At 60.6% G+C, this 20,377-nt stretch carries 16 protein-coding genes and 1 other RNA gene; 5 read left to right on the top strand and 12 right to left on the bottom strand.

What is annotated here, in order from left to right; genetic code table 11:
- Nucleotides 1-51: 51 nt before the first annotated feature.
- From L8I05_RS01010 to dnaX, 3 genes are all read right to left on the bottom strand, one after another.
- The gene (locus L8I05_RS01010; protein ID WP_242166901.1) at nucleotides 52-1,086 is read right to left on the bottom strand and encodes an NADP-dependent oxidoreductase; all 1,035 of its coding nucleotides are present in this window, start codon (nucleotides 1,084-1,086) and stop codon (nucleotides 52-54) included.
- Nucleotides 1,087-1,275: 189 nt separating this feature from the next.
- Nucleotides 1,276-1,614: a YbaB/EbfC family nucleoid-associated protein gene (locus tag L8I05_RS01005; RefSeq protein WP_003175481.1), complete on the bottom strand. Its 339-nt coding sequence runs from the start codon at nucleotides 1,612-1,614 to the stop codon at nucleotides 1,276-1,278.
- 42 nt (nucleotides 1,615-1,656) lie between these two features.
- A complete protein-coding gene (gene dnaX / locus L8I05_RS01000; protein ID WP_242166900.1) occupies nucleotides 1,657-3,705 on the bottom strand; it encodes a DNA polymerase III subunit gamma/tau in 2,049 nt (682 codons plus the stop codon).
- Between the two features lie 133 nt (nucleotides 3,706-3,838).
- Between dnaX and L8I05_RS00995 the strand changes: the two genes are divergently transcribed.
- Both L8I05_RS00995 and L8I05_RS00990 read left to right on the top strand, forming a co-directional pair.
- The gene (locus L8I05_RS00995; protein ID WP_242166898.1) at nucleotides 3,839-4,606 is read left to right on the top strand and encodes a transporter substrate-binding domain-containing protein; all 768 of its coding nucleotides are present in this window, start codon (nucleotides 3,839-3,841) and stop codon (nucleotides 4,604-4,606) included.
- Between the two features lie 54 nt (nucleotides 4,607-4,660).
- Nucleotides 4,661-5,032 (top strand): VOC family protein, encoded by a 372-nt coding sequence (locus L8I05_RS00990; protein ID WP_242166897.1) that lies wholly within the window; start codon nucleotides 4,661-4,663, stop codon nucleotides 5,030-5,032.
- On the opposite strand, the gene L8I05_RS00985 is transcribed toward L8I05_RS00990, so the two are convergent.
- Nucleotides 4,946-5,905 carry a DMT family transporter gene (locus tag L8I05_RS00985; protein WP_242166896.1) on the bottom strand — a complete coding sequence of 320 codons (960 nt, stop codon included), beginning with the start codon at nucleotides 5,903-5,905 and terminating at the stop codon, nucleotides 4,946-4,948. The two genes, L8I05_RS00990 and L8I05_RS00985, sit on opposite strands and share 87 nt — an antisense overlap.
- A gap of 100 nt (nucleotides 5,906-6,005) precedes the next feature.
- Between L8I05_RS00985 and L8I05_RS00980 the strand changes: the two genes are divergently transcribed.
- Nucleotides 6,006-6,869: a LysR substrate-binding domain-containing protein gene (locus tag L8I05_RS00980; protein WP_159958888.1), complete on the top strand. Its 864-nt coding sequence runs from the start codon at nucleotides 6,006-6,008 to the stop codon at nucleotides 6,867-6,869.
- Nucleotides 6,870-6,929: 60 nt separating this feature from the next.
- Nucleotides 6,930-7,832, top strand: a complete 903-nt coding sequence (locus tag L8I05_RS00975) for a DUF2167 domain-containing protein (protein WP_242166895.1) — start codon at nucleotides 6,930-6,932, stop codon at nucleotides 7,830-7,832.
- A gap of 101 nt (nucleotides 7,833-7,933) precedes the next feature.
- Here L8I05_RS00975 and L8I05_RS00970 read toward each other — a convergent pair whose 3' ends face one another.
- The 3 genes from L8I05_RS00970 to L8I05_RS00960 all read right to left on the bottom strand — a co-directional run bounded on the left by L8I05_RS00970 (nucleotide 7,934) and on the right by L8I05_RS00960 (nucleotide 10,724).
- On the bottom strand, nucleotides 7,934-8,524 hold the full coding sequence (locus tag L8I05_RS00970) for a hypothetical protein (RefSeq protein WP_242166894.1): 591 nt from the start codon (nucleotides 8,522-8,524) through the stop codon (nucleotides 7,934-7,936).
- Nucleotide 8,525: 1 nt separating this feature from the next.
- Complete coding sequence (locus tag L8I05_RS00965; RefSeq protein ID WP_242166893.1) at nucleotides 8,526-9,572, bottom strand: N-acetylmuramidase family protein; 1,047 nt, start codon at nucleotides 9,570-9,572, stop codon at nucleotides 8,526-8,528.
- 156 nt (nucleotides 9,573-9,728) lie between these two features.
- Entirely contained in the window at nucleotides 9,729-10,724 is a 996-nt protein-coding gene (locus L8I05_RS00960; RefSeq protein WP_242166892.1) for an N-acetylmuramidase family protein, read from the bottom strand.
- A gap of 71 nt (nucleotides 10,725-10,795) precedes the next feature.
- Between L8I05_RS00960 and L8I05_RS00955 the strand changes: the two genes are divergently transcribed.
- A complete protein-coding gene (locus L8I05_RS00955) occupies nucleotides 10,796-11,554 on the top strand; it encodes a hypothetical protein (RefSeq protein ID WP_242166890.1) in 759 nt (252 codons plus the stop codon).
- 106 nt (nucleotides 11,555-11,660) lie between these two features.
- On the opposite strand, the gene ffs is transcribed toward L8I05_RS00955, so the two are convergent.
- The 5 genes from ffs to smc all read right to left on the bottom strand — a co-directional run bounded on the left by ffs (nucleotide 11,661) and on the right by smc (nucleotide 20,376).
- Nucleotides 11,661-11,757, bottom strand: an RNA gene (gene ffs, locus L8I05_RS00950) — signal recognition particle sRNA small type.
- A gap of 233 nt (nucleotides 11,758-11,990) precedes the next feature.
- Nucleotides 11,991-13,157 carry a putative zinc-binding metallopeptidase gene (locus L8I05_RS00945; RefSeq protein ID WP_242166888.1) on the bottom strand — a complete coding sequence of 389 codons (1,167 nt, stop codon included), beginning with the start codon at nucleotides 13,155-13,157 and terminating at the stop codon, nucleotides 11,991-11,993.
- 162 nt (nucleotides 13,158-13,319) lie between these two features.
- The gene (gene ligA, locus L8I05_RS00940) at nucleotides 13,320-15,677 is read right to left on the bottom strand and encodes an NAD-dependent DNA ligase LigA (RefSeq protein WP_242166887.1); all 2,358 of its coding nucleotides are present in this window, start codon (nucleotides 15,675-15,677) and stop codon (nucleotides 13,320-13,322) included.
- An 87-nt stretch (nucleotides 15,678-15,764) separates the two neighbouring features.
- Nucleotides 15,765-16,628, bottom strand: a complete 864-nt coding sequence (gene zipA / locus L8I05_RS00935) for a cell division protein ZipA (RefSeq protein WP_034119293.1) — start codon at nucleotides 16,626-16,628, stop codon at nucleotides 15,765-15,767.
- A gap of 259 nt (nucleotides 16,629-16,887) precedes the next feature.
- Nucleotides 16,888-20,376 (bottom strand): chromosome segregation protein SMC, encoded by a 3,489-nt coding sequence (smc, locus tag L8I05_RS00930; RefSeq protein ID WP_242166886.1) that lies wholly within the window; start codon nucleotides 20,374-20,376, stop codon nucleotides 16,888-16,890.
- Nucleotide 20,377 lies beyond the last annotated feature (1 nt).

Here is a 20,377-nt window from a genome sequence, read left to right as displayed (position 1 = left end):
CAAAACAACGAGACGCGGTTTATACCCGCGCCTCGGATTAGCGTCAAATGGTCAATCCTGCGCGACCCGCACCACCAACTTGCCGAAGTTGCGCCCCTCGAGCAAACCGATAAAGGCTTCGGGCGCCTGTTCCAGGCCCTCGACCACGTCTTCGCGGAACTTGATCTTGCCGTCACGCACCCAGGGCGCCATGGCGCTGAGGAATTCGGGCTGGCGATCGCCATAGTCGTCGAACACGATAAAGCCCTGAATGCGCACGCGCTTGGTCAGCAAGGTGCGTTGCAACGCCGGCAGGCGGTCAGGCCCGCTGGGGGCTTCATGGGCGTTGTAGCCGGCGATCAGGCCGCACAGCGGAATGCGGGCCTTGGGGTTGAGCAAGGGCACCACGGCGTCGAAGACCTTGCCGCCGACGTTCTCGAAATAGATGTCCACGCCCTTGTCGCACGCCTGCGCCAATTCGTTGGCAAAGTCCGCGCCCTTATGGTCGATGCAGGCATCAAAGCCCAATTCGTCCACCACGTAGCGGCACTTGTCCGCCCCTCCTGCGATCCCGATAACGCGCAAGCCCTTGAGCTTGGCCACCTGCCCCACCACCGACCCGACCGCGCCGGACGCCGCTGCCACGACCAGGGTTTCCCCCTCCTTCGGCTGGCCGATGTCCATCAGCCCCATGTAGGCGGTCATGCCCGGCATGCCCAGCACACCCAGGGCCATCGACGGGCTGGCCAGCCCTTTTGGCACCGGGATCAGGTTGCGACCATCGGAAATGCTGTGGCTCTGCCAGCCGGTGGAACCGACGACCAAATCGCCCACTTCGAATTTCGGATTACGCGACTGCTCGACACGGCTGACAGCGCCACCGGTCATCACCTCATCGATTTCAACCGGTGCTGCGTAGGACGGCGCGTCGCTCATACGGCCACGCATGTAGGGGTCGAGGGACAGATACAGCGTTTTCAGCAGCACTTGGCCGTCTGCCAGCTCCGGCAAGTTCACACGTTCCAGGCGGAAGTTTTCCGGGGTCGGCGCGCCCTGTGGGCGTGAAACCAGGACAATGCGCTGGTTCAGAATAGGTTCTTGAGGCATCAGGAGGCTCCTTTATCGAATTCATCGGTATAGGGTGCAGACCATGACAAAGCGCTTGGGGTTCGATGTTTCGTCTGTGGCACCGATTCGTCTGCATCGCAGGCAAGCCAGCGCCCACATTGGCTCCATCACGGCAAAAAAAATGCCAGGCACAAGGCCTGGCATTTGAGTCTAGCCAAGGCTAGCGGATCAGAACGGCAGCTTCATGCCCGGTGGCAGTTGCATGCCGGCGGTTACACCGCCCATCTTTTCCTGGCTGTTGGCTTCGATCTTGCGCACGGCGTCGTTGACGGCCGCGGCGAACAAGGCTTCGAGCATTTCCAGGTCATCTTCGCCAACACCTGGCAAGACGCTTGGGTCGATGCTCACGCGCTTGATGTCGTGACGACCGGTCATCACCACGCTGACCATATCGCCACCGGCTTTACCGGTGACTTCGGCGTTGGCCAGTTCTTCCTGCATCTTGGCCATTTTTTCCTGCATCTGCTGCGCCTGCTTCATCAGGCCGGCCATGCCACCTTTCATCATGGGAATCACCTCAAAGTACGTGGATCAATTAGTAGCCCGGTGTTATGACGCTTGGGGCACCGGGGCGTCGACAGGTTCAATAGTATCGTGGCGCACGACGGCGCCGAACTGTTGCATCATTTGCTGGATGAGCGGATCTGCGTGAATCGAGCTTTCTGCGTCACGCTGGCGGTTCAGGCGCCGACGGGTGGCGGCCTGGGCCGGGGTTTCCTGCTCGGGCTTGATCAACTCGATGGCGATGGTCAGCGTGCGCTCATGGTACTGGTTCAGCGCATCGTTGAGCCGGCGTTGCTGGGTCGCGTTGAACAAGGCGCTGTGGGCCGGGTCCAGGTGCAACAGCCAGTGGTCGCCCTCGATAGAAATCAGCGTGCAGTTGGCGGCGATGCTGCCGGTCATGCCGGAGATCGGCAACTTCGGAAACAATTCCAGCCATTGCAATGCCAATCCGGTGGCCGGGGCCGCGGCGGGTTCCGCTTCAGGCTCGGGTGCCGGCTCGGCGGTGTGTTCGCTGGCCAGCTCGTCCAGGTAGCTGTAGGCCGAATCCATGTCCGGCTCGATATAGTCTTCGTCCAACGGCGGTTCGTCGTCGAGGTCGATGCCCGGCGTGGCGGCTTCGACCTGGGCAACGGTCGGTTCCGGCACCGGTGCTGAGACCCACTCGGGCGCGTCCGGCACCGCGCTGTCGGGCGTCGGCGTAGGCATCGGCGTCAGTTCAGGCTGCTCGCCACTGGTTTCCAGGACGGGCTCTACGGCAGGCTGCAGTTCGACTTCAGGCTCGGCGTCCACCGGGTCGTTCCAGGGCAGGTCGACCACCGGCGCAGGCGCAGGCGCAGGCTCAGGTTCAACCACCGGCGCGGCGACCACAGGCGCGGGCGCCGGGGCAACCGGCGCAGGCGCAGCCACCACTGGCGCGACGACGGCCGCGCCAGCCACTGGTTTGGCGGAATCAACTGTGGCCTGGCTGATCCCCACTGGCTTTAGCGGCTGTCTCGGCGCGTCTGCCGAGTCGGCGGGCCGGAAGGCCAGCATCCGCAGCAGGACCATTTCAAAGCCGCCGCGCGGGTCCGGTGCGAGGGGCAGGTCCCGGCGCCCGATCAGGCCCATCTGGTAGTAGAACTGCACATCTTCGGCCGGCAATGCCTGGGCCAGCGCCAACACGCGGTCGCGGTCGCCATGGCCGTTGTCGACGCCTTCAGGCAAGGCCTGGGCGATGGCAACGCGGTGCAATACGTTAAGGATTTCCGAGAGCACGCCGTTCCAGTCCGGGCCTTGCTCCGACAAGTGGCGCACGGCTTCGAGCAACGCCTTGGCGTCGCCTTCGATCAGCGCGTGCAGCACATCAAATACCTGGCCGTGGTCGAGGGTGCCGAGCATGGCGCGCACGTCGGCGGCCATGACCTTGCCTTCACCAAAGGCGATGGCCTGGTCGGTGAGGCTCATGGCATCGCGCATCGAACCATCGGCAGCGCGGCCAAGCAGCCACAGGGCGTCGTCTTCGAACGGCACGTTCTCGACACCCAGCACATGGGTCAAATGCTCGACCACGCGCTCAGGGGTCATGTTCTTCAGGGAAAACTGCAGGCACCGCGACAAAATCGTTGCAGGAAGTTTCTGCGGATCGGTGGTGGCCAGGATGAATTTGACGTAGGGCGGCGGCTCTTCCAGGGTTTTCAACAAGGCGTTGAAGGAATGGCTGGACAGCATGTGCACTTCGTCGATCAGGTAGACCTTGAAGCGCCCACGGCTCGGCGCGTACTGCACGTTATCGAGCAGTTCGCGGGTGTCTTCGACCTTGGTGCGGCTCGCGGCGTCAATCTCGATCAGGTCGACGAAACGCCCTTCGTCGATTTCCTTGCACACCGAGCAGGTGCCGCAAGGCGTCGAGGTGATACCTGTTTCACAGTTCAGGCATTTGGCGATGATGCGCGCAATGGTGGTCTTGCCCACCCCGCGTGTACCGGTGAACAGGTAGGCGTGGTGCAGCCGTTGGCTGTCCAAGGCATTGATCAGAGCCTTGAGCACATGGGTCTGGCCGACCATTTCGCGGAACGAGCGCGGACGCCATTTACGTGCAAGAACCTGATAACTCATCGAAAACCGTCGCAACTGGGAAGCGGAAGCCGGTAATGCTAGCGGAGCAAGGGGGAAATTGCATCCGGCACGCTCGTCTAATCTGACTAAGCTCTGCGCAATGGCCCCGCAAAGGCCTGAATCCGGAGAATGTATGCGCGTAGTCTTGGGCGCCTTGTGGATGATTTCGCTTGCCAGCCTCGCGGCACCCGCGCCGTTGCGCTTCTCGGTTTCCGACAGCTGGGGCATGCCCATGGCCCAGCTCGAGGGCAACCGACCCACCCAGGGCATTCTGTATGACTTGATGCTGAGCCTGGCCACCCAGGTCGGGCGCCCCGCCGAGTTCCACGTGCTGGCACGGGCGCGCATCGCACATGCCATGGAGCACGGCGACATTGATGTGCGTTGCTATGTGGCCCAGGCCTGGGTCGACAACCTGTCCGGCGACTACAGCTGGAGCGTGCCGCTGATGGTGCAGCGTAACGTGCTGGCCAGCACCCACACCGCGCCGTACACCGTGCAAGTGGGCACCCTGCCGGCCCAGTCGATCGGCACCGTACTCAATTACCGCTATGCGGCCCTCGATCCACTGTTCGCCAATGGCCAACTGACCCGCGACGACTCACGCAGCGAAGAGTTGGTGCTGCTCAAGCTGGTGGCCGGGCGCTTTAAATATGCGGTCATCAACGAATGGATACTGGACCGCTTCAACCTGAACCTGCCACCCAACCAGCGCTTGCAGAAGGTTGCTGTCATCGACGAGCAAAGCCTGGGCTGCATCGTGCGCAACGACCCGAACGTGCCGGTGCAGCAGATCTTGCGCACGCTGCTGCGGATGAAGATGTCGGGGGAGATCAACGACATCATCAAGCTGTACACCGGTGAGGAGGCGCAAACCCTGCACACTCCTGACAAGAACTGACAGGACTGCCTTATAGACTGGGCCCACTTAACCGCCCGCTCTCAAGGAGCCACCATGCACACCGTTGCCCATTATTTCCTGCTCTACGTCGACAGCCCGGCCACCAGCGCCAACTTCTATAGCCGCCTGCTGGACGCGCCCCCGGTGGAGCTGAACCCGACCTTTGCGCTGTTCATCCTCGACAACGGCGTGAAGCTGGGCTTGTGGTCGCGGCACACCGTGGAACCGGCGGCGCGCCTCACCGGCGGCGGTGGCGAGGTCGGGTTTTCGTTGCCCGACCAGGCTGCGGTCGATGCCCTGCATGATCAGTGGGTCGCGCGCGGCGCCACCATCATCCAGTCACCGACCACCCTGGACTTCGGCTACACCTTTGTCGCCGAGGACCTCGATGGCCACCGGCTGCGCGCCTTCAGCCTGAGCGACTGACCGCCAGCGCCCCTCCAGGCTGATCGCCGCCACGCTGGCCAGCACGATCACACCGCCCAGCATCACCTGCACGGCAATGTGCTCGCCCAGCAGCGTCGCCGCCAGCAACATGGCGACCGGCGGAATCAGGTACATCGCCACCGACGCGCGGCTGACCTCGACATGTTTCAACACATAGGCCCAGGCGAGGTACGCCAAGGCGCTGGGGAAAATGCCGAGGATCAGCACCGCCAGGTTTTCCGCCAGCGGCGCCTGCCCGACGGCATCGGCCAGGCCTGGCAAGTTCACGCACAGCATCAAAGTGCCCGCCCACACCATGTAGCACGCCATGGTCAGCGGGCTGTAACGATGGGCGTAGTGTTTCTGGATCGCGAAATAAATGCTCCACGACACCGCCGCCACCAGGATCAGCAAACCGCGCGGGTCGATGTCGCCCACGCCATGATCGCCCCAGATCACCACCAGCACGCCGAGCAACCCCAGTAACACGCAACTCCAGCGCCAGGCACTGACGCGCTCCTTCAAGCAGAAAAACGCGATCAACACACTGAACAGCGGCGCCGACTGCGCCAGCACACTCGACGCCGCCGCCGTCACCCATTGCTGCCCGTAATTGAGGCTGGTGTGGTGCAGGAACACGCCGAAAAAACCCAGCACCAGCAGCCACGGCAGATCGCGCCAACGCGGCCGAGCAATGCCCACCATCAGCGCCACGCCGCCCATGAATACCGACGCAATCAGAAACCGCAGCAGCGCCAACTGGCCGGGGCTGTAGCTGTGCAGCCCGATGTGCACGCCAATCGGCGAATAGGCCCAACAGAGGATGACGCCGGCGATGACTAGCGTAATCTTTACGGGTGACGGGGTATTCATCGACGGCGTCCGGCAATTGAAGGAATACCGTCAGTCTTGGCCCAGGCAAGGCGCAGGACAATTAAGCGTTTCTGACTTCTGAAATCACTGGAACTGAGCAATGGAACTGGCCCAACTGAAAATGGTGCGAGCCGTGGCGCAAACCGGCAGCGTGGCCCAGGCCGCCCTGCAATTGCACTGCGTGCCGTCCAACATCACCACGCGTATCAAGCAGTTGGAAAGCGAGTTGGGCACGCCGCTGTTTATTCGTGCCGGGCGCGGGCTGGCGATCAGCGCCGCCGGTGAGATTTTCCTGGATTACTGCGAGCGCATCCTGGCGCTGGTCGACGAATCCAAACGCGCAGTGGATGCCAATGCGATTCCCCGCGGCACCTTGCGCATCGGCGCCGTGGAATCCAGCGCCAGCGGCCGTCTGCCGCCGCTGCTGGCGGAATATCACCGGCGCTACCCCGATGTCAGCCTGGAACTGGTCACCGGCGCCTGGGCCGAGCTGCTCGATGACTTGCAACACCATCGTCTCGACGTGGCACTGGTGGCGGCCGGAGGCAAACGCGCCAAGCTCGAACACAGCGTGGTCTACAGCGAACGCCTGGTGCTGATCGCCAGCGCCTCCAGCGCCCCAATCAACAGCGCCGAAGACCTGGCCGGGCGCACCTTGCTGGTGTGGCCACCCGGCTGCCCGTATCGCGCCGCGCTGGAAAACTGGGTCAAGCCCCACGACTTCAAGCCAAGCATCGCCAGCTATGCCAGCTGGGGCACGATCATCGGCTGTGTCAGCGCGGGCATTGGCGTGGCGTTGGCGCCGGAAGGCATTCTGGCCCGCTATGAGCAGGCCAATCAGCTGGCGTCTTACCGGTTTGAGGAACTGCAGGCGGTGGACAACCTGCTGTTCTGGCACAAGGACACCCAACGGCACCTGGCGCGGGATGCGTTTGCCGGGCTGCTGCGGGAGACTTTTGGCTAACTCGTTGGGCAAATTTCAGATATTCTCCCGCGAAATTAATTCAAAATGTAAGGGACTACCATGAATTACATCCGCGCGTTGATGGCGGCGGCCGCCCTGAGCCTGTCTGCTGCACCCGCTTTTGCTGCACCCGCACCGGCTCCTGCTGAAGCCAGCGCCCCCGCCGAAACGGCTGAACACTTCCTCGCCTCACTCAAGCAGAAGACCGGCACGGTCACCCTGCCGAGCGGCATCGCCACGCTCAAGCTCAACGATGAGTTCTACTACCTCGACCCGTCGGACACCGAGCGCTTGCTGACCGATGGCTGGGGCAACCCTCCCGGCTTCAAGACCTTGGGCATGATCGTGCCGAAAGCGGTGAGCCCGTTGTCGCAAAGCGGCTGGGGTGTGATTGTCAGCTACAAGGCTGACGGGCATGTTTCCGACGAGGATGCGGCGAAAATCGACTACGCCGAACTGCTCAAGCAGATGCAGGAAGAAGACGAAGAAGACAACAAACAGCGCCAGAAACAAGGCTACGCCGGCCTGCACCTGCTGGGCTGGGCCGAGCCGCCGCACTACGACGACACCACGCACAAGATGTATTGGGCACGCGAACTCAAAGCCGACGACGCCCAGCAGACCACCCTCAACTACAGCATCCGCGTGCTGGGCCGCGAAGGCGTGCTGGAACTCAACGCCGTCGCCGCGATGGCCGACCTCGCCACCATCAAGCAGGAAATGCCCAAGGTCCTGGCCTTTACCAACTTTACCGACGGCAACCTGTACACGGACTTCAACCCAAAGACCGACAAACTGGCCACTTACGGCCTGGCAGCCCTGGTTGCCGGCGGGATAGCCGCCAAGGCCGGGTTGTTTGCCAAGATCGGCATATTCCTGCTGGCAGCGAAAAAGTTTCTGGTGGTCGGTGTGGTGGGGCTGCTCGCCCTGATCCGTAAGTTGTTCAATCGCGATAAAGCCTGAACCCAGGCATAAAAAACGCCGCAGCGTGCATGACACGTTGCGGCGTAGCGAATGGGTTCGGATCTGCGCAGTGATCAGGGCCGACGGGCAGCTGTCGCGGCTCAGTTTTTCGGCGCAGACAGCCGGCTGTATTCGTCCTGGCTGATCCAGCCGGTGTACGTATGGTCCTTGGCGTTGGTGAACTCAACGTGGGCCCAACCCTCCTTGAATGCCAGTACGCCCACCACATCATCCTTGACGATATACGGGCGCTTGGCTGCATCGGCGCCGGGCTCTTCAAGCAAGTAAGCCTTGTCGGCCGACACCGTCACCAGGCCGATCCACTGCGTGTTGGCAGTCTGGGTCAGCTCCAGGCCCGTGGCGATTTCCGGCATCAGCACGCTCAGGCAGCCAGGATGCTGGCGGCCCTTTTCTACGGTCAGCGTCACGCCATCGGACGCAGCCGCCACGCTGCCGGGGTAGGCCTCGTCAAGCCAGGTGACAAGGGCTTCGGGCTTGCCTTGCAGGTAGAACGCACAGCTGCGCGTCACGCCCTCGCCCAATTCTTCCGCGTAATAACCTTCGACCTGATGCTCAGGCGTGACCGCCAGCATCAGCCCTTCGTATTGGCCTGAATGCAAGGCTGTTTCGCCCGCAAATGCAGGCGCGATAGCGCACAACGACAAGACACCTGCTGCTAGAAAACGCGTCATCTTATTTTTTCCCTTCCAATGCTTCGTAGGCCTTCTTGATACGGCGGTCATAGTCGCCGTAATCCTCGCCGTTATAGTTGCGCGCCATGGCGACATAATCTTTATTTTTCATGGCTTTGATCAACGCCGGGCTCTGGCTGCAGAAGCCGATAAAGGCCTTTAGTTGGTTGCCGGTATTAATCTTTAATGCCGCCGCGAATTCAAACACGGTCTTGTAACCACAGGAGGTGAAGTTGAACCCCATGATCTGAAACATACCCCAGGACGCCGACTTCAACGCCGCTTCCTGGTCCAGCGCAAACGCGGTGGCCATGGTTTCCCAGGCCTTGGCCTGGTCCTTGTTGTTGACCTGCCACTGCGGCCCGGCTTTTCGCACATAGACATACGACAGCAGTGGATGCGCCTGGTCATAAATGTGCTTGGTGTATTTGCGAAACAAGTGCCCTTCAAAGGCGATCACTGGCAACTTGGCCGGCCCGAACCCGGAACGCCCGCCGGACTCGACAGTGGCGAAGGCCTTGATGATATTCACTGAGATACCGCTGCCCAGCTGGGTAGCGGCGTTCTGGAAGTCGCTGTCGGTGAGCGTCATGCCACCGTCACACGTGGCCTGGAGCATTAATTGCCGGTTACGCCGCTCGGCCTCGACCATCGCACGCATGCGGTCCAGGTACACATTGACCGTGGCCTGCACCGCGTCGCCGTTGTTATTGCCAAAGACATTCAGAAAACTGGGAATGCGCATGGTCGGGAAGGCCTTTACGGGCACCTTCAGCGCTTCTTCGATCAGGCTATTGAAGGTCCGACCAGTTGGGTCGATCACGCCATCGGGGTGCGCATACTTGAGATGGCGAAACTGATACTGGCTGATGCACTGCACCAACTGTCCGTCACACTTGCCGTTTTCGGCCAGCGCAAACCCCATCTTGGGAATGATCAAATTGAAAAGATACTGGATGCACTGAACATCGGCAGGCAAGTTGCGCGCTTTACCTGGCGCGCCGACCGAAGCACTGATAAGACGGGGCAACCCTGGCAGGCTTTTCATCACAGACATCCTTGTTAGTTAAAGAAGTGATAGCACTTCAGTATCAAGCCGGCACACTTGTCACAAATTGAAACAAGTGGCCGGCGGAAACTAACAATATGGTTTTGGGTTGTCCAGAGGGCGTTTGGAATGTTGTGAAATAGCCGTCATGCGCGGCTATTTTTTCTTTTCCAGCGCCTCGAAGGCTTTCTGGATGCGCTTGTCGTAATCACCATAGTCGCTGCCGTTATAGATGCTGGCCATGCCCACATAATCCTTTTTCTTCATGGCATTGAGCAGGGTCGGGTTCTTGCGGCAAAAACCGACGAACGCCATCAATTGCTGGCCGGCATTGAGCTTCATCGCGGCGACGAACTCGTACACGGTCTTGTAGCCGCAGTTGGCGAAATTGAAGCCCATGATTTGAAACATGCCGTAGGACGCCGACAGCAACGCCGCCTCCGGGTTGAGGTTAAACGCGGCGACCAGCGTCTGCCACGCCTTCGCCTGGTCCTTGTTATTGGCCCGCCACTGCGGGCCGGCCTTTTCTTTGTAGGGGTAAGACAATAAGGGATAGGCCGCGTCGTACTTTCGTTGAGTGTGCTTGCGGAAAATGTGCCCTTCGTAAGCAATCACCGGCATTTTTGCCGGCCCGAACCCGGAACGCCCACCGGACTCGACGATGGCGAAAGCCTTGATGATATTCATCGCAACAGCACCGCCCAATTGGGTGGCGGCATTCTGAAAGTCCGCTTCGGTCAACGTGACGTTACCGTCGCAAGTGGCCTGGGTGACCAACTTCTGTTTGTCCACTGCTGCCTGGATCGGTGCCGGAGCGCGCTCTGGGGTCTGCTCGACTTTTACACCGGTCGCGTTATTGACTTGAGCAACGGCCTTGCGCGCTTCCTCAACCAAGCTGTTGAACGTCCGCCCTGCCGGGTCAATTACCCCGTCCGGCTTGACCACCTTCAGACGGTTCAACTGATAGTCGAGGATGCGCTGGACCAACAACGGGCCGCACTTGCCGTCCACCACCAAGGGTGAAACAGATTTGGGCGCAATCAGATTAAACAGGCGTTGAATGTGTTGAACATCGGCAGGCACATTGCGGGCCTTGTCTGCGGTGCCGACAGAGGCACTGATAACACTGGGTATCGCTTGATGGCTGGTCATGGCAATCATCCTTGTTGATCAAAGGAGTGCCATCACTTCTTCACTACTCCAGCACCGGTTCACACGTACCAATGAAGCTAGCAGCCTGCCCGGTTTTGTCCAGCCACGAGACGGGGCGTTGTGAAACGCTCAAGGGCGCTCACGACCCGGTAGCGTTGCAGGACGCGTGCTGCCAACACTTTGCGAGTATTCAGCCGCCAATTGCTCTATTGTTGCTGCGCAAGGAGCCTCTAAAACCCTCAAGGATTGAAATGAAAGCCTCTCTACTTATTTTGTCGGTCGTGGCCCTGTTGTCCGGCTGCGCCTCGTCTTCGACTGCTGTCGCCCCAGACCTTTCACGCGCCTCCATCGCCGAAACCAAGTCGGTGGTGTTTAACGGCAAGACATTTGTCCTGAAATACCAGAAAAATGGCTTGTGGGAATATTTCCCGGAACACGAAAGCGTCGATGCATGGACTGAAATGCTGGACTTCACTGTCGTCCCTTTGGGCGATAAACGCATCGAACCGCTGGACCTGGGTCAACGCACTGTCCAGTTGCACCAGCAGGAAAACCCGGACATGCCGGCGGTCCTGACGACGGACAACAAGACCGGGATCCTGTATCTGATGCTGTTCTTCCCCTCGTCGCTGCGCAAAGACGGGCATTTCTCCGAGTACAGCTTCTTCAAGTATTACCGCGACAGCGGCACGGGCCAGATCATCATTTTTCACTTCGCCAGAAACGTAGCGGCCAAGTCACAGACACCGGAGGAGCGCTGGGAAAGCACCACGGAAATAGGCCATGAAATCGTGCCGGTGATAAAGGCATTTCCCAAGTACCGCCCGTAATGCGGTTGAGCGCGCAGCAGAAATCGCTTCGCAGACATTGATTGTCGGCAAAAACGTAAAAAATTTGGGATTTGAGGGTTACTTCGGAAGAGCGTTATGGAGGCAACCCCACCAGCCACACCCCGGCACACAATGTTCCCGCTGTGGCTGCTGCCTTCCGGCTCTGACCAGGTTCACGGGTAATCGTTGCGGGGGGACCGATGGGGTCACCATAACGACGCTGGCCTCTCGGCAAGCGGGGCCATTGTACCGATCTCATCGGAAGTTACAACCGTTGGTGCCGGATTAAAAAGCCAAGGGGTTCAAGTACTTGCCATAGTGTCGGATTCACCCTCTTTCAAATGTGGGAGCTGGCTTGCCTGCGATTGCGTCACCGAGGTGTACCTGTCACACCGAAGCGCTTGCATCGCGGGCAAGCCCGGCTCCCACATTTTGATCACTGGGCCTGTAATACCTCATCGGCCCTGCCGCCCTCTTCCTGAATCACCAGGTGGATGAAGTGCAGCTTGGCAATCACCGCCGGCGGCAACACGAAGGGATAGAAATCCGGCTGGCCCATGCTGCGCGACAGCTCGTTGAGCATGCCGGCCAGCTCGATCCAGGCGTTGACGAATGACAGGAACGCCGCACCGCCAGGGTGTTCGGGGTCGTAGAGCGTGGTGAGCGGAAACGGCTGATAATCCAGGTCCATCTCGCGGGCGCTCATGCCAAAACCCAGGGCGGTGTCGACGGCGTCCATCATGTGCAGGTAGTGAGCCCAGGTTTCGGCCCAGTCTTCCCAAGGGTGCATGGTCGCGTAGGCACTGACGCAGGTTTGCTGCCAGTCGGGTCGCGGGCCGTTCTGGTAGTGCTGCTCAAGCGCATCGGCATAGCTGGCGCGTTCGTCGCCGAACAGGGTGCGAAAGGGTTCGAGCCAATGGCTGTTGGCGATCAACCGGTCCCAATAGTAATGACCGACTTCATGGCGAAAGTGGCCGAGCAAGGTGCGATAAGGCTCGCGCATCTGTACGCGGATCTTTTCGCGATGGGCGTCGTCGGCTTCCTTGATGTCCAGGGTGATCAGGCCATTGGCGTGGCCGGTGGTGGGCGCGTTGCCCTCCAGGTCGATGCCGACGAAATCAAAGGCCAGGCCGGTGTCTTCATCGACGCTTTTGGGCACCACTTGCAAGCCCAGGCTGATCAGTTGCGCCACCAGGCGACGCTTGGCGGTTTCCACTTTGCGCCAGCGCTCGGGGTTTTCCGGCACGGACAGGTCGGGAATGGTGCGATTGAGGCTGCAGGCCACGCACAACGGTGCGGTGCTATGGGCAGGAATCAGCCAGTTGCAGGCTGCCGGGGTGTCGAGGTTGGCACAGCGACGGAAGGCGCCGGCGGCGAGGTTGTCGTCTGCCAGCCAGGTATCGGCGACAGGCCCAGGCTGAAGGGAGGACAGGCGGCTTTGCTGCGGCTGATAGCCCAGCAGCGCCTGGCACGCCAGGCACTGGCTGTTGCGAAAGAACAGCGATTGGCCGCAACGGCATTGCCACACCTTGCTGTTACGCGAGGTTTCGGCCATGAACGGTGCGGCGATGCGCGAACTCAGTTGCTCGAAGTAGCGAAACATGGCGATCTCTCCCTGGATGACCAAGACTAGATCATCTCCCGCTAAAGATCGTTCCCACGCGCAGCAAAGGAATGCACCCTGTGACGCTCCGCGTCACGACGTTCAAGAGCGGACGCAGAGCGTCCAGTGCGGCATTCCCACGCTGAGCGTGGGAACGATCAGTTAGACGGTGATGTTGTGCTTGGCGAGGAAGGCGACGAAGGCTTCTTCGTCCAGCACCTCTAAGCCGAGCTCGGTCGCCTTGGCCAATTTCGAACCGGCGCCCGGCCCCGCCACCACGCAATGGGTTTTTGCCGACACCGAACCCGCCACCTTGGCGCCCAGGCTTTCGAGCTTCTCCTTGGCCACATCGCGGCTCATCAGCTCCAGGGAGCCCGTCAGCACCCAGGTGTGCCCGGCCTCCGGCAAGCCTTCGACCACCTTCTTCTCGCTCTGCCAGTGCATGCCGAAGTCCTTGAGCTGCTGCTCAATGTCGAGGGCACGGGTAGCATTTTCTCTGTTATTAAAAAATTCTATAACTGTCTTGGTTTGCTTCTCAGGCAGTACTTGGCGGATATCAAACCATTGAGCTTCTATCAACAGATCAAGAGACTTGAATTTATCGGCAAGCTTTTGCGCAGCGCCTGGCCCAACCGAAGGAATGTGTAGTTTGTCCAAAAAGCCACCTAAGGTAGTGCTGGCAGCAAACTCGGCACTCAAATCACCTTGTTCTTGTATTTCGAGGCCACATTTGTTCTTGGACAGAAGATCATCAATCACGTCCTTGTTATGGCTGTCCTCAAAGAAGCTGTGAATCTCGTGCGCCACTTCCAGGCCGACATCCGGCAAGTACGTCAGCACTTCCGGCAAGGCCTTCTGCACGCGCTCCAGGGACGCCAGCGAGCGCGCCAGTACCTTGGCGGTCTCCTCGCCCACGTCAGGAATACCCAGCGCATAGATGAAGCGCGCCAGGGTCGGCGTCTTGCTGTTTTCGATGGCGGTGATCAGCTTCTTGCTGGAAATATCGGCAAAGCCTTCCAGGTCGATAACCTGCTCGTACTTGAGCTTGTAGAGGTCGGCCGGCGAACCGATGAGTTTTTCATCCACCAGTTGCTCGATGGTCTTGTCGCCCAGGCCGTCGATGTCCATGGCGCGGCGCGAGACGAAGTGAATAATCGCCTGCTTGAGCTGCGCGCCGCACGCCAGGCGCCCGACGCAGCGGTACACCGCGCCTTCGCTGACGGTTTCCTTGCCCTTGCTGCGCTTGACCAGTTGCGTGCGCTCGACATGCGAGCCGCACACCGGGCAGCTTTCAGGGATTTGCACAGCGCGGGCATGTTCCGGGCGCCGCTCGGTGACCACCGACACGACTTGCGGGATCACATCACCGGCGCGGCGGATGGTCACGGTGTCGCCGATCATCAGGCCCAGGCGCGCGACTTCGTCCATGTTATGCAGCGTGGCATTGGACACGGTAACGCCCGCCACCTTGACCGGTTTCAAACGCGCCACTGGCGTGACGGCGCCGGTGCGGCCGACCTGGAATTCCACGTCGAGCAGTTCGGTCAGCTCTTCCATGGCCGGGAATTTATGCGCAATGGCCCAGCGCGGCTCACGGGCGCGGAAGCCCAGTTCACGCTGCGAGGCAATGCTGTTGACCTTGAACACCACGCCGTCGATTTCATACGGCAGGCTGTTACGCCGCTCGCCGATATCGCGGTAGTAATCCAGGCAATCCTGAATACCCTTGGCCAGTTTCAGCTCATGGCTAATGGGCATGCCCCATTTCTTCAGTTGTTGCAGGTTGCCGATATGAGTATCACTGATGTCGGTGGTCACGCCGTAGCAGCAGAACTCCAGCGGGCGGCTGGCGGTAATCTTCGAGTCCAACTGACGCAAGCTGCCGGCCGCGGCGTTGCGCGGGTTGGCGAAGGTCTTGCCGCCGACTTCCAGTTGCGAGGCATTTAAACGCTCGAAACCGGCCTTGGACATAAACACTTCGCCGCGTACTTCCAGGCTCGCCGGCCAGCCGCTGCCCTGCAGTTTCAGCGGAATATTGCGCACGGTGCGCACATTGACGCTGATGTCTTCGCCGGTGGTGCCGTCGCCACGAGTCGCGCCGCGCACCAGCTCGCCGTCCTGATACAGCAGGCTGACCGCCAGGCCATCGAGCTTGGGCTCGCAGCTGTATTCCACCGCCGCGCCACCGCCAAACAGATCGCCCACCGGCAGGTCGAGGCCTTCGGTAACCCGGCGATCAAACTCGAGCATGGTGGTTTCATCAAAGGCGTTGCCGAGGCTGAGCATCGGAATGTCGTGCTTCACCTGAGTGAACGCCGACAACGCCGCACTGCCGACCCGCTGCGTCGGTGAATCACGCGTCACCAGCTCCGGGTGCTCGGCTTCCAGGGCCTTGAGCTCGTGGAACAACCGGTCGTACTCGGCGTCCGGAATGCTCGGCTCGTCGAGGACGTGGTAACGGTAATTGTGCTGATCCAGTTCAGCGCGCAATTCGAGGATGCGGGTGTGGGCGGCGGTCATGGGTGTTCTCTCAGAAAGCAAAAGAGCAGCCGAAGCTGCTCAATATGTTAGTGCGCTTATTCTACTGACAACGCTGAAGACCAATCCTCAGCGTTTCTGTGTCAGGGCGCGACGCTCGAACTCGACGATGCGCTGACGGTAGTGTTCGATGGTCTGGGCAGTCAGGACGCTGCGTTGGTCGTCCTTGAGCTCGCCGTTGAGTTCCTGCGACAGCTTGCGGGCTGCGGCCACCATCACGTCGAACGCTTGTTTCGGGTGACGCGGGCCTGGCAGGCCGAGGAAGAAGCTCACCGCCGGGGTGCTGAACAGGTCGATATCGTCCAGATCAAAGGTGCCCGGCTTGACCGCGTTGGCCATGGAGAACAGCACTTCGCCGTTACCCGCCATGCTTTCGTGACGGTGGAAAATATCCATCTCGCCAAAGCGCAGGCCGCTTTCGAGGATGTTCTGCAGCAGCGCCGGGCCTTTGAAGCCGGCAGCGTCACGGCAGATCACGCTGATCACCAGGACTTCTTCGGCGGCCGGCTGATCGTTGACCGATTGGCGTGGCGCGCTTTTGGTCGGGGTTTCGTCAGGGAAGTCATCATCACGGCTGCTGAAGCTCGGGCCATCATCGACGTCGAGGTTCAGGTCGCCCTGGTGCGGCTCGGCCACGGCAGCGCTGCCGCGTTTGCCGCGTTTGGAAGAGGGTTCACGGGCTTCACGCACCGGCGCGCTCATCGACGGCAAGTCGTGTTCGTCCAGTTGCGGCTCTTTATGGGTGTCCAGCACACGAGGCGGCCCCAGCAGCTCGGCGCTGCCGTCGTCGTCGGGCAAGTTGGACAGGTTGCGGTCCAGACGGAATTTAAGCTTGCCCTTGCCACCGCGCATGCGGCGCCAGCCATCAAAAAGAATACCGGCAATGACAATAATGCCGATGACGATCAGCCACTCGCGCAGACCGATTTCCATGTAATCCCGTGCCTCTAATAAAAAATGCTGAAAAATAAGGGGTTTAGCACCGTGCAAACCGCTTTAAAACGTGGCGCCAACTCTATGTTCTGACTGACGTTTTGCCCACGCATACGAAAAATTGACATTAAACTAGCACGACCAAAGATAACTTTACACCGTCTGTCAAAATGGCTTGAACAAATATGTCCATTTGCCACTTTCGCCAGACCGGTAAACCCGCCTACAGCGTGCTAAAAAATTTCTCTAATGGCGCGACTCAAGATTCCACCATCGCCATCGCTTCTTCGACATCCACCGCCACCAATCGCGAACAGCCCGGTTCGTGCATCGTCACCCCCATCAGTTGATCGGCCATTTCCATGGCGATCTTGTTGTGGGTGATATAGATGAACTGCACGGTCTGGGACATCTCTTTAACCAACCGAGCGTAGCGTCCAACGTTAGCGTCATCCAGCGGGGCGTCAACTTCGTCGAGCATGCAAAACGGCGCCGGGTTCAACTTGAAGATCGCAAATACCAGGGCCAATGCCGTCAGTGCCTTCTCGCCACCTGACAACAAATGGATGGTGCTGTTCTTCTTGCCCGGAGGCCGCGCCATGATCGTCACCCCTGTATCGAGTAGATCTTCGCCCGTCAGTTCCAAGTAGGCGCTGCCTCCACCGAAAACTTTCGGGAATAACGCCTGTAAACCGCCATTAATCTGATCAAAGGTATCTTTGAAGCGATTACGGGTTTCCTTGTCGATCTTGCGGATCACGTTTTCCAGCGTGTCCAGGGCTTCCACCAGGTCGGCGTCCTGAGCGTCCAGGTAACGTTTGCGCTCGGACTGCTGCTGGTACTCGTCGATGGCCGCGAGGTTGATCGCGCCGAGTCGTTGAATGCGGGCAGCAATGCGCTCAAGTTCTTCTTCGGCTTCTTTCTCGTTGGCCTGGGCGGTCAGCGTATTAAGCACGCCGTGCAGGTCGTAGCCGTCTTCCAGCAACTGGTCTTGCAGGGTCTTGCGGCGCACGGTCAGGGCCTGCCATTCCATGCGTTGTTGTTCGAGCTGGCCGCGAATCAGCTGGGATTGCTGCTCGGCCTGGGTGCGGCGTTTTTCCGCATCACGCAGTTCGCGGTCGGCGTCTTCCAGGGCGATCTGCGCGGTCTTGAGTTCTTCATCGACGGTCATGCGCTTGTCGAGCAACTCTTCGAGCTTGAGGCGCAGCTCTTCCAGCGGCGCTTCGCCCTCCTCCAGATTGAGGCTCAATTGCTCGCGTTTTTCGGTCAGGCGTTCGGACTGCATTTCCAGGCGCTCAAGCGCCTGGCGCGTGGACGTGTGCTGAGCCTGCAGCGAACCGAGGCGCACCGCCAATTGGTGGGCGTGGTCCTTGTGCTGGCGGGCTTCCTGGCGCACACGGTCGAGGCGTTCGCGCAGGCTGTCACGCTGGGCCAGCAGCAGCTCGCGCTGCTCGGTGTCGAGCGCCATGCTGTCGAGGGCTTCCTGCAACTGCAGGCGCGCTTCGCCGATCTGTTCGTGTTCGAGGGCGCGTTGTTCGCCCATCTCGGCCACTTCCTCGTCGAGACGAGTACGGCGCAAGGTCAGTTGCTCGACCTTGGCCTTGCTCGCCGACAGCTGGGCCTTGAGTTCGCCTTGCTGGCGCGCTTCGTCCTGCAATAGACGGCGCAGGTGTTCGCGGCCGGTCTCTTGCTGGCGCTGGGTGGCGCGCAGGGTTTGCAGTTCGGTTTCCAGGCTTTCCAGGGTGGCTTCGCGCTCTTCGCGTTCGGCAGTCAGGTTGACGATTTCCTGGCCACGGGCCAATACGCCGCTTTCCGCTTCGCTGGCACGGCGTACGCGCAGGAAGTGCCGACCCACCCAATAGCCATCACGGCTGATCAGGCTTTCGCCGGCCGCCAGCTGACCGCGTTGGGCCAGGGCTTGCTCCAGCGACTCCACCGGTTTGACTTGGCCCAGCCATGGCGAAAGATCAATTGCCGCTTCAACTTTATCCAGCAAACTACCCGGCACTCGCGTGCCGTCAGCCGCAGGGCTGAGCAAACGCAGATCGCCCTGGGTGAAACCGGCCAGGTCGAAACCGCCAAAATCATCCACCAGCACGGCCTGCAGGTCGGCGCCTAAAACAGTCTCGACCGCCAGCTCCCAACCCGCTTCAACTTTTAACCCTTCCGCCAGGCGCGGGCGCTCGGCCAAATGCTGGTCGCGCAGCCACTCGGCGGTGCCGGTGCCCGGGTCGAGCGCGGCTTGCTGCAAGGCTTCCAGGGACGCCAATCGGCCGTTCAGCCGCTGCAAATCACCCTGGGCCTGCTGCTGCGCCTGGGTCGCCTGTTGCAGTTGCTGACGCAATTGCTCCAGGCGCTCCACTTGTTGTTCTTCGCTGGCTTCCAGCTCTTCCAGCGTCATCTCGCTTTCGGCCAGTTGCTCGCTCAGCTCCATGATCGCCGCGTCTTCCGGGTCGGCGGCGAGCAACGCCCGCTCCTCCTGCATGCGGCGCTGGCGCTCGGCCAGACGTTCCATGCTGGTTTCCAGCTGCTGGATGCGCGACTGCTGCACCTCAGCCTGGCGGCGCGGCTCGGCAGATTGCAGGTTGAAGGCGTCCCACTGCTCCTGCCAGCCGTGCATGGTGGTTTCGGCTTCTTCCAGGGCGGCGGCGGCTTCTTCGGCGGCAGCACTGGTGATTTCCTGCTCGGGGGTGAGCATGTCCAGCTCTTCGCCCAACGTCAGCAGCAAGGTGCGGTCATGGCCCAGGTGCGATTCGGTTTCCAGGCGCGCGCGTTCGGCTTCCTTCAAATCGTCCTGCAACTGGCGCAGGCGCTGCTGGCCGTGCTGGATGCTCTGCTCGACGCGGGCGATGTCGCCGCCCACCGAATAGAAGCGCCCCTGCACCAAGTTGAAGCGTTCGGACAGGTCATGGTGGCCGTCACGCAGGCGCTCGATGCTGGCATCGGCATTACGCTGCTCGGCCACCAGCGCTTCAAAACTGATTTCCTGGGTGCCGATGATCGCTTCGCGCTGGCCGACCTGATCATTCAGCGCCTGCCAGCGCAAGGCCGAGAGTTGCGCCTTGAGCTGGCGCTCTTCGCCCTTGTACTCCTGATACTTCTCGGCCGCCTGGGCCTGGCGGTGCAGGCGCTCCAACTGGCGCTCCAGCTCTTCGCGCAGATCGGTGAGGCGGGCGAGGTTTTCGTGGGTGCGGCGGATACGGTTTTCGGTCTCGCGGCGGCGCTCCTTGTATTTGGAGATGCCGGCCGCTTCTTCGATAAAGTTACGCAGGTCTTCGGGCTTGGCTTCGATCAGCTTGGAGATCATGCCCTGTTCAATGATCGAATAGCTGCGCGGGCCCAGGCCGGTGCCGAGGAAGATATCGGTAATGTCCCGACGCCGGCACTTGGTGCCGTTGAGGAAGTAACTGTTCTGGCTGTCGCGGGTCACCTTGCGGCGAATGGAAATTTCCGCATAGGCCGCGTATTCGCCGACCAGGGTGCCGTCGGAGTTGTCGAACACCAGTTCGATGCTGGCCTGGCTCACGGGCTTACGGCTGGTGGAGCCGTTGAAGATGACGTCGGTCATCGACTCGCCGCGCAGGTTTTTTGCCGAGCTCTCGCCCATCACCCAGCGTACGGCGTCGATGATGTTCGACTTGCCGCAGCCATTGGGCCCCACCACTGCCGCCATGTTACTGGGGAAGTTCACCGTGGTTGGGTCGACGAAGGATTTGAACCCCGCCAGTTTGATGCACTTGAGCCGCACG

Origin of the sequence: Pseudomonas sp. MONT-RG-20F-20-E-7-02 (genome assembly GCF_022662395.1) — a bacterium.
In the GTDB taxonomy this organism is placed as follows: Bacteria; Pseudomonadota; Gammaproteobacteria; order Pseudomonadales; family Pseudomonadaceae; genus Aquipseudomonas.
The sequence above is the reverse complement of the archived record's forward strand: the minus strand, read 5'-3'. Positions and strand labels throughout refer to the sequence as shown.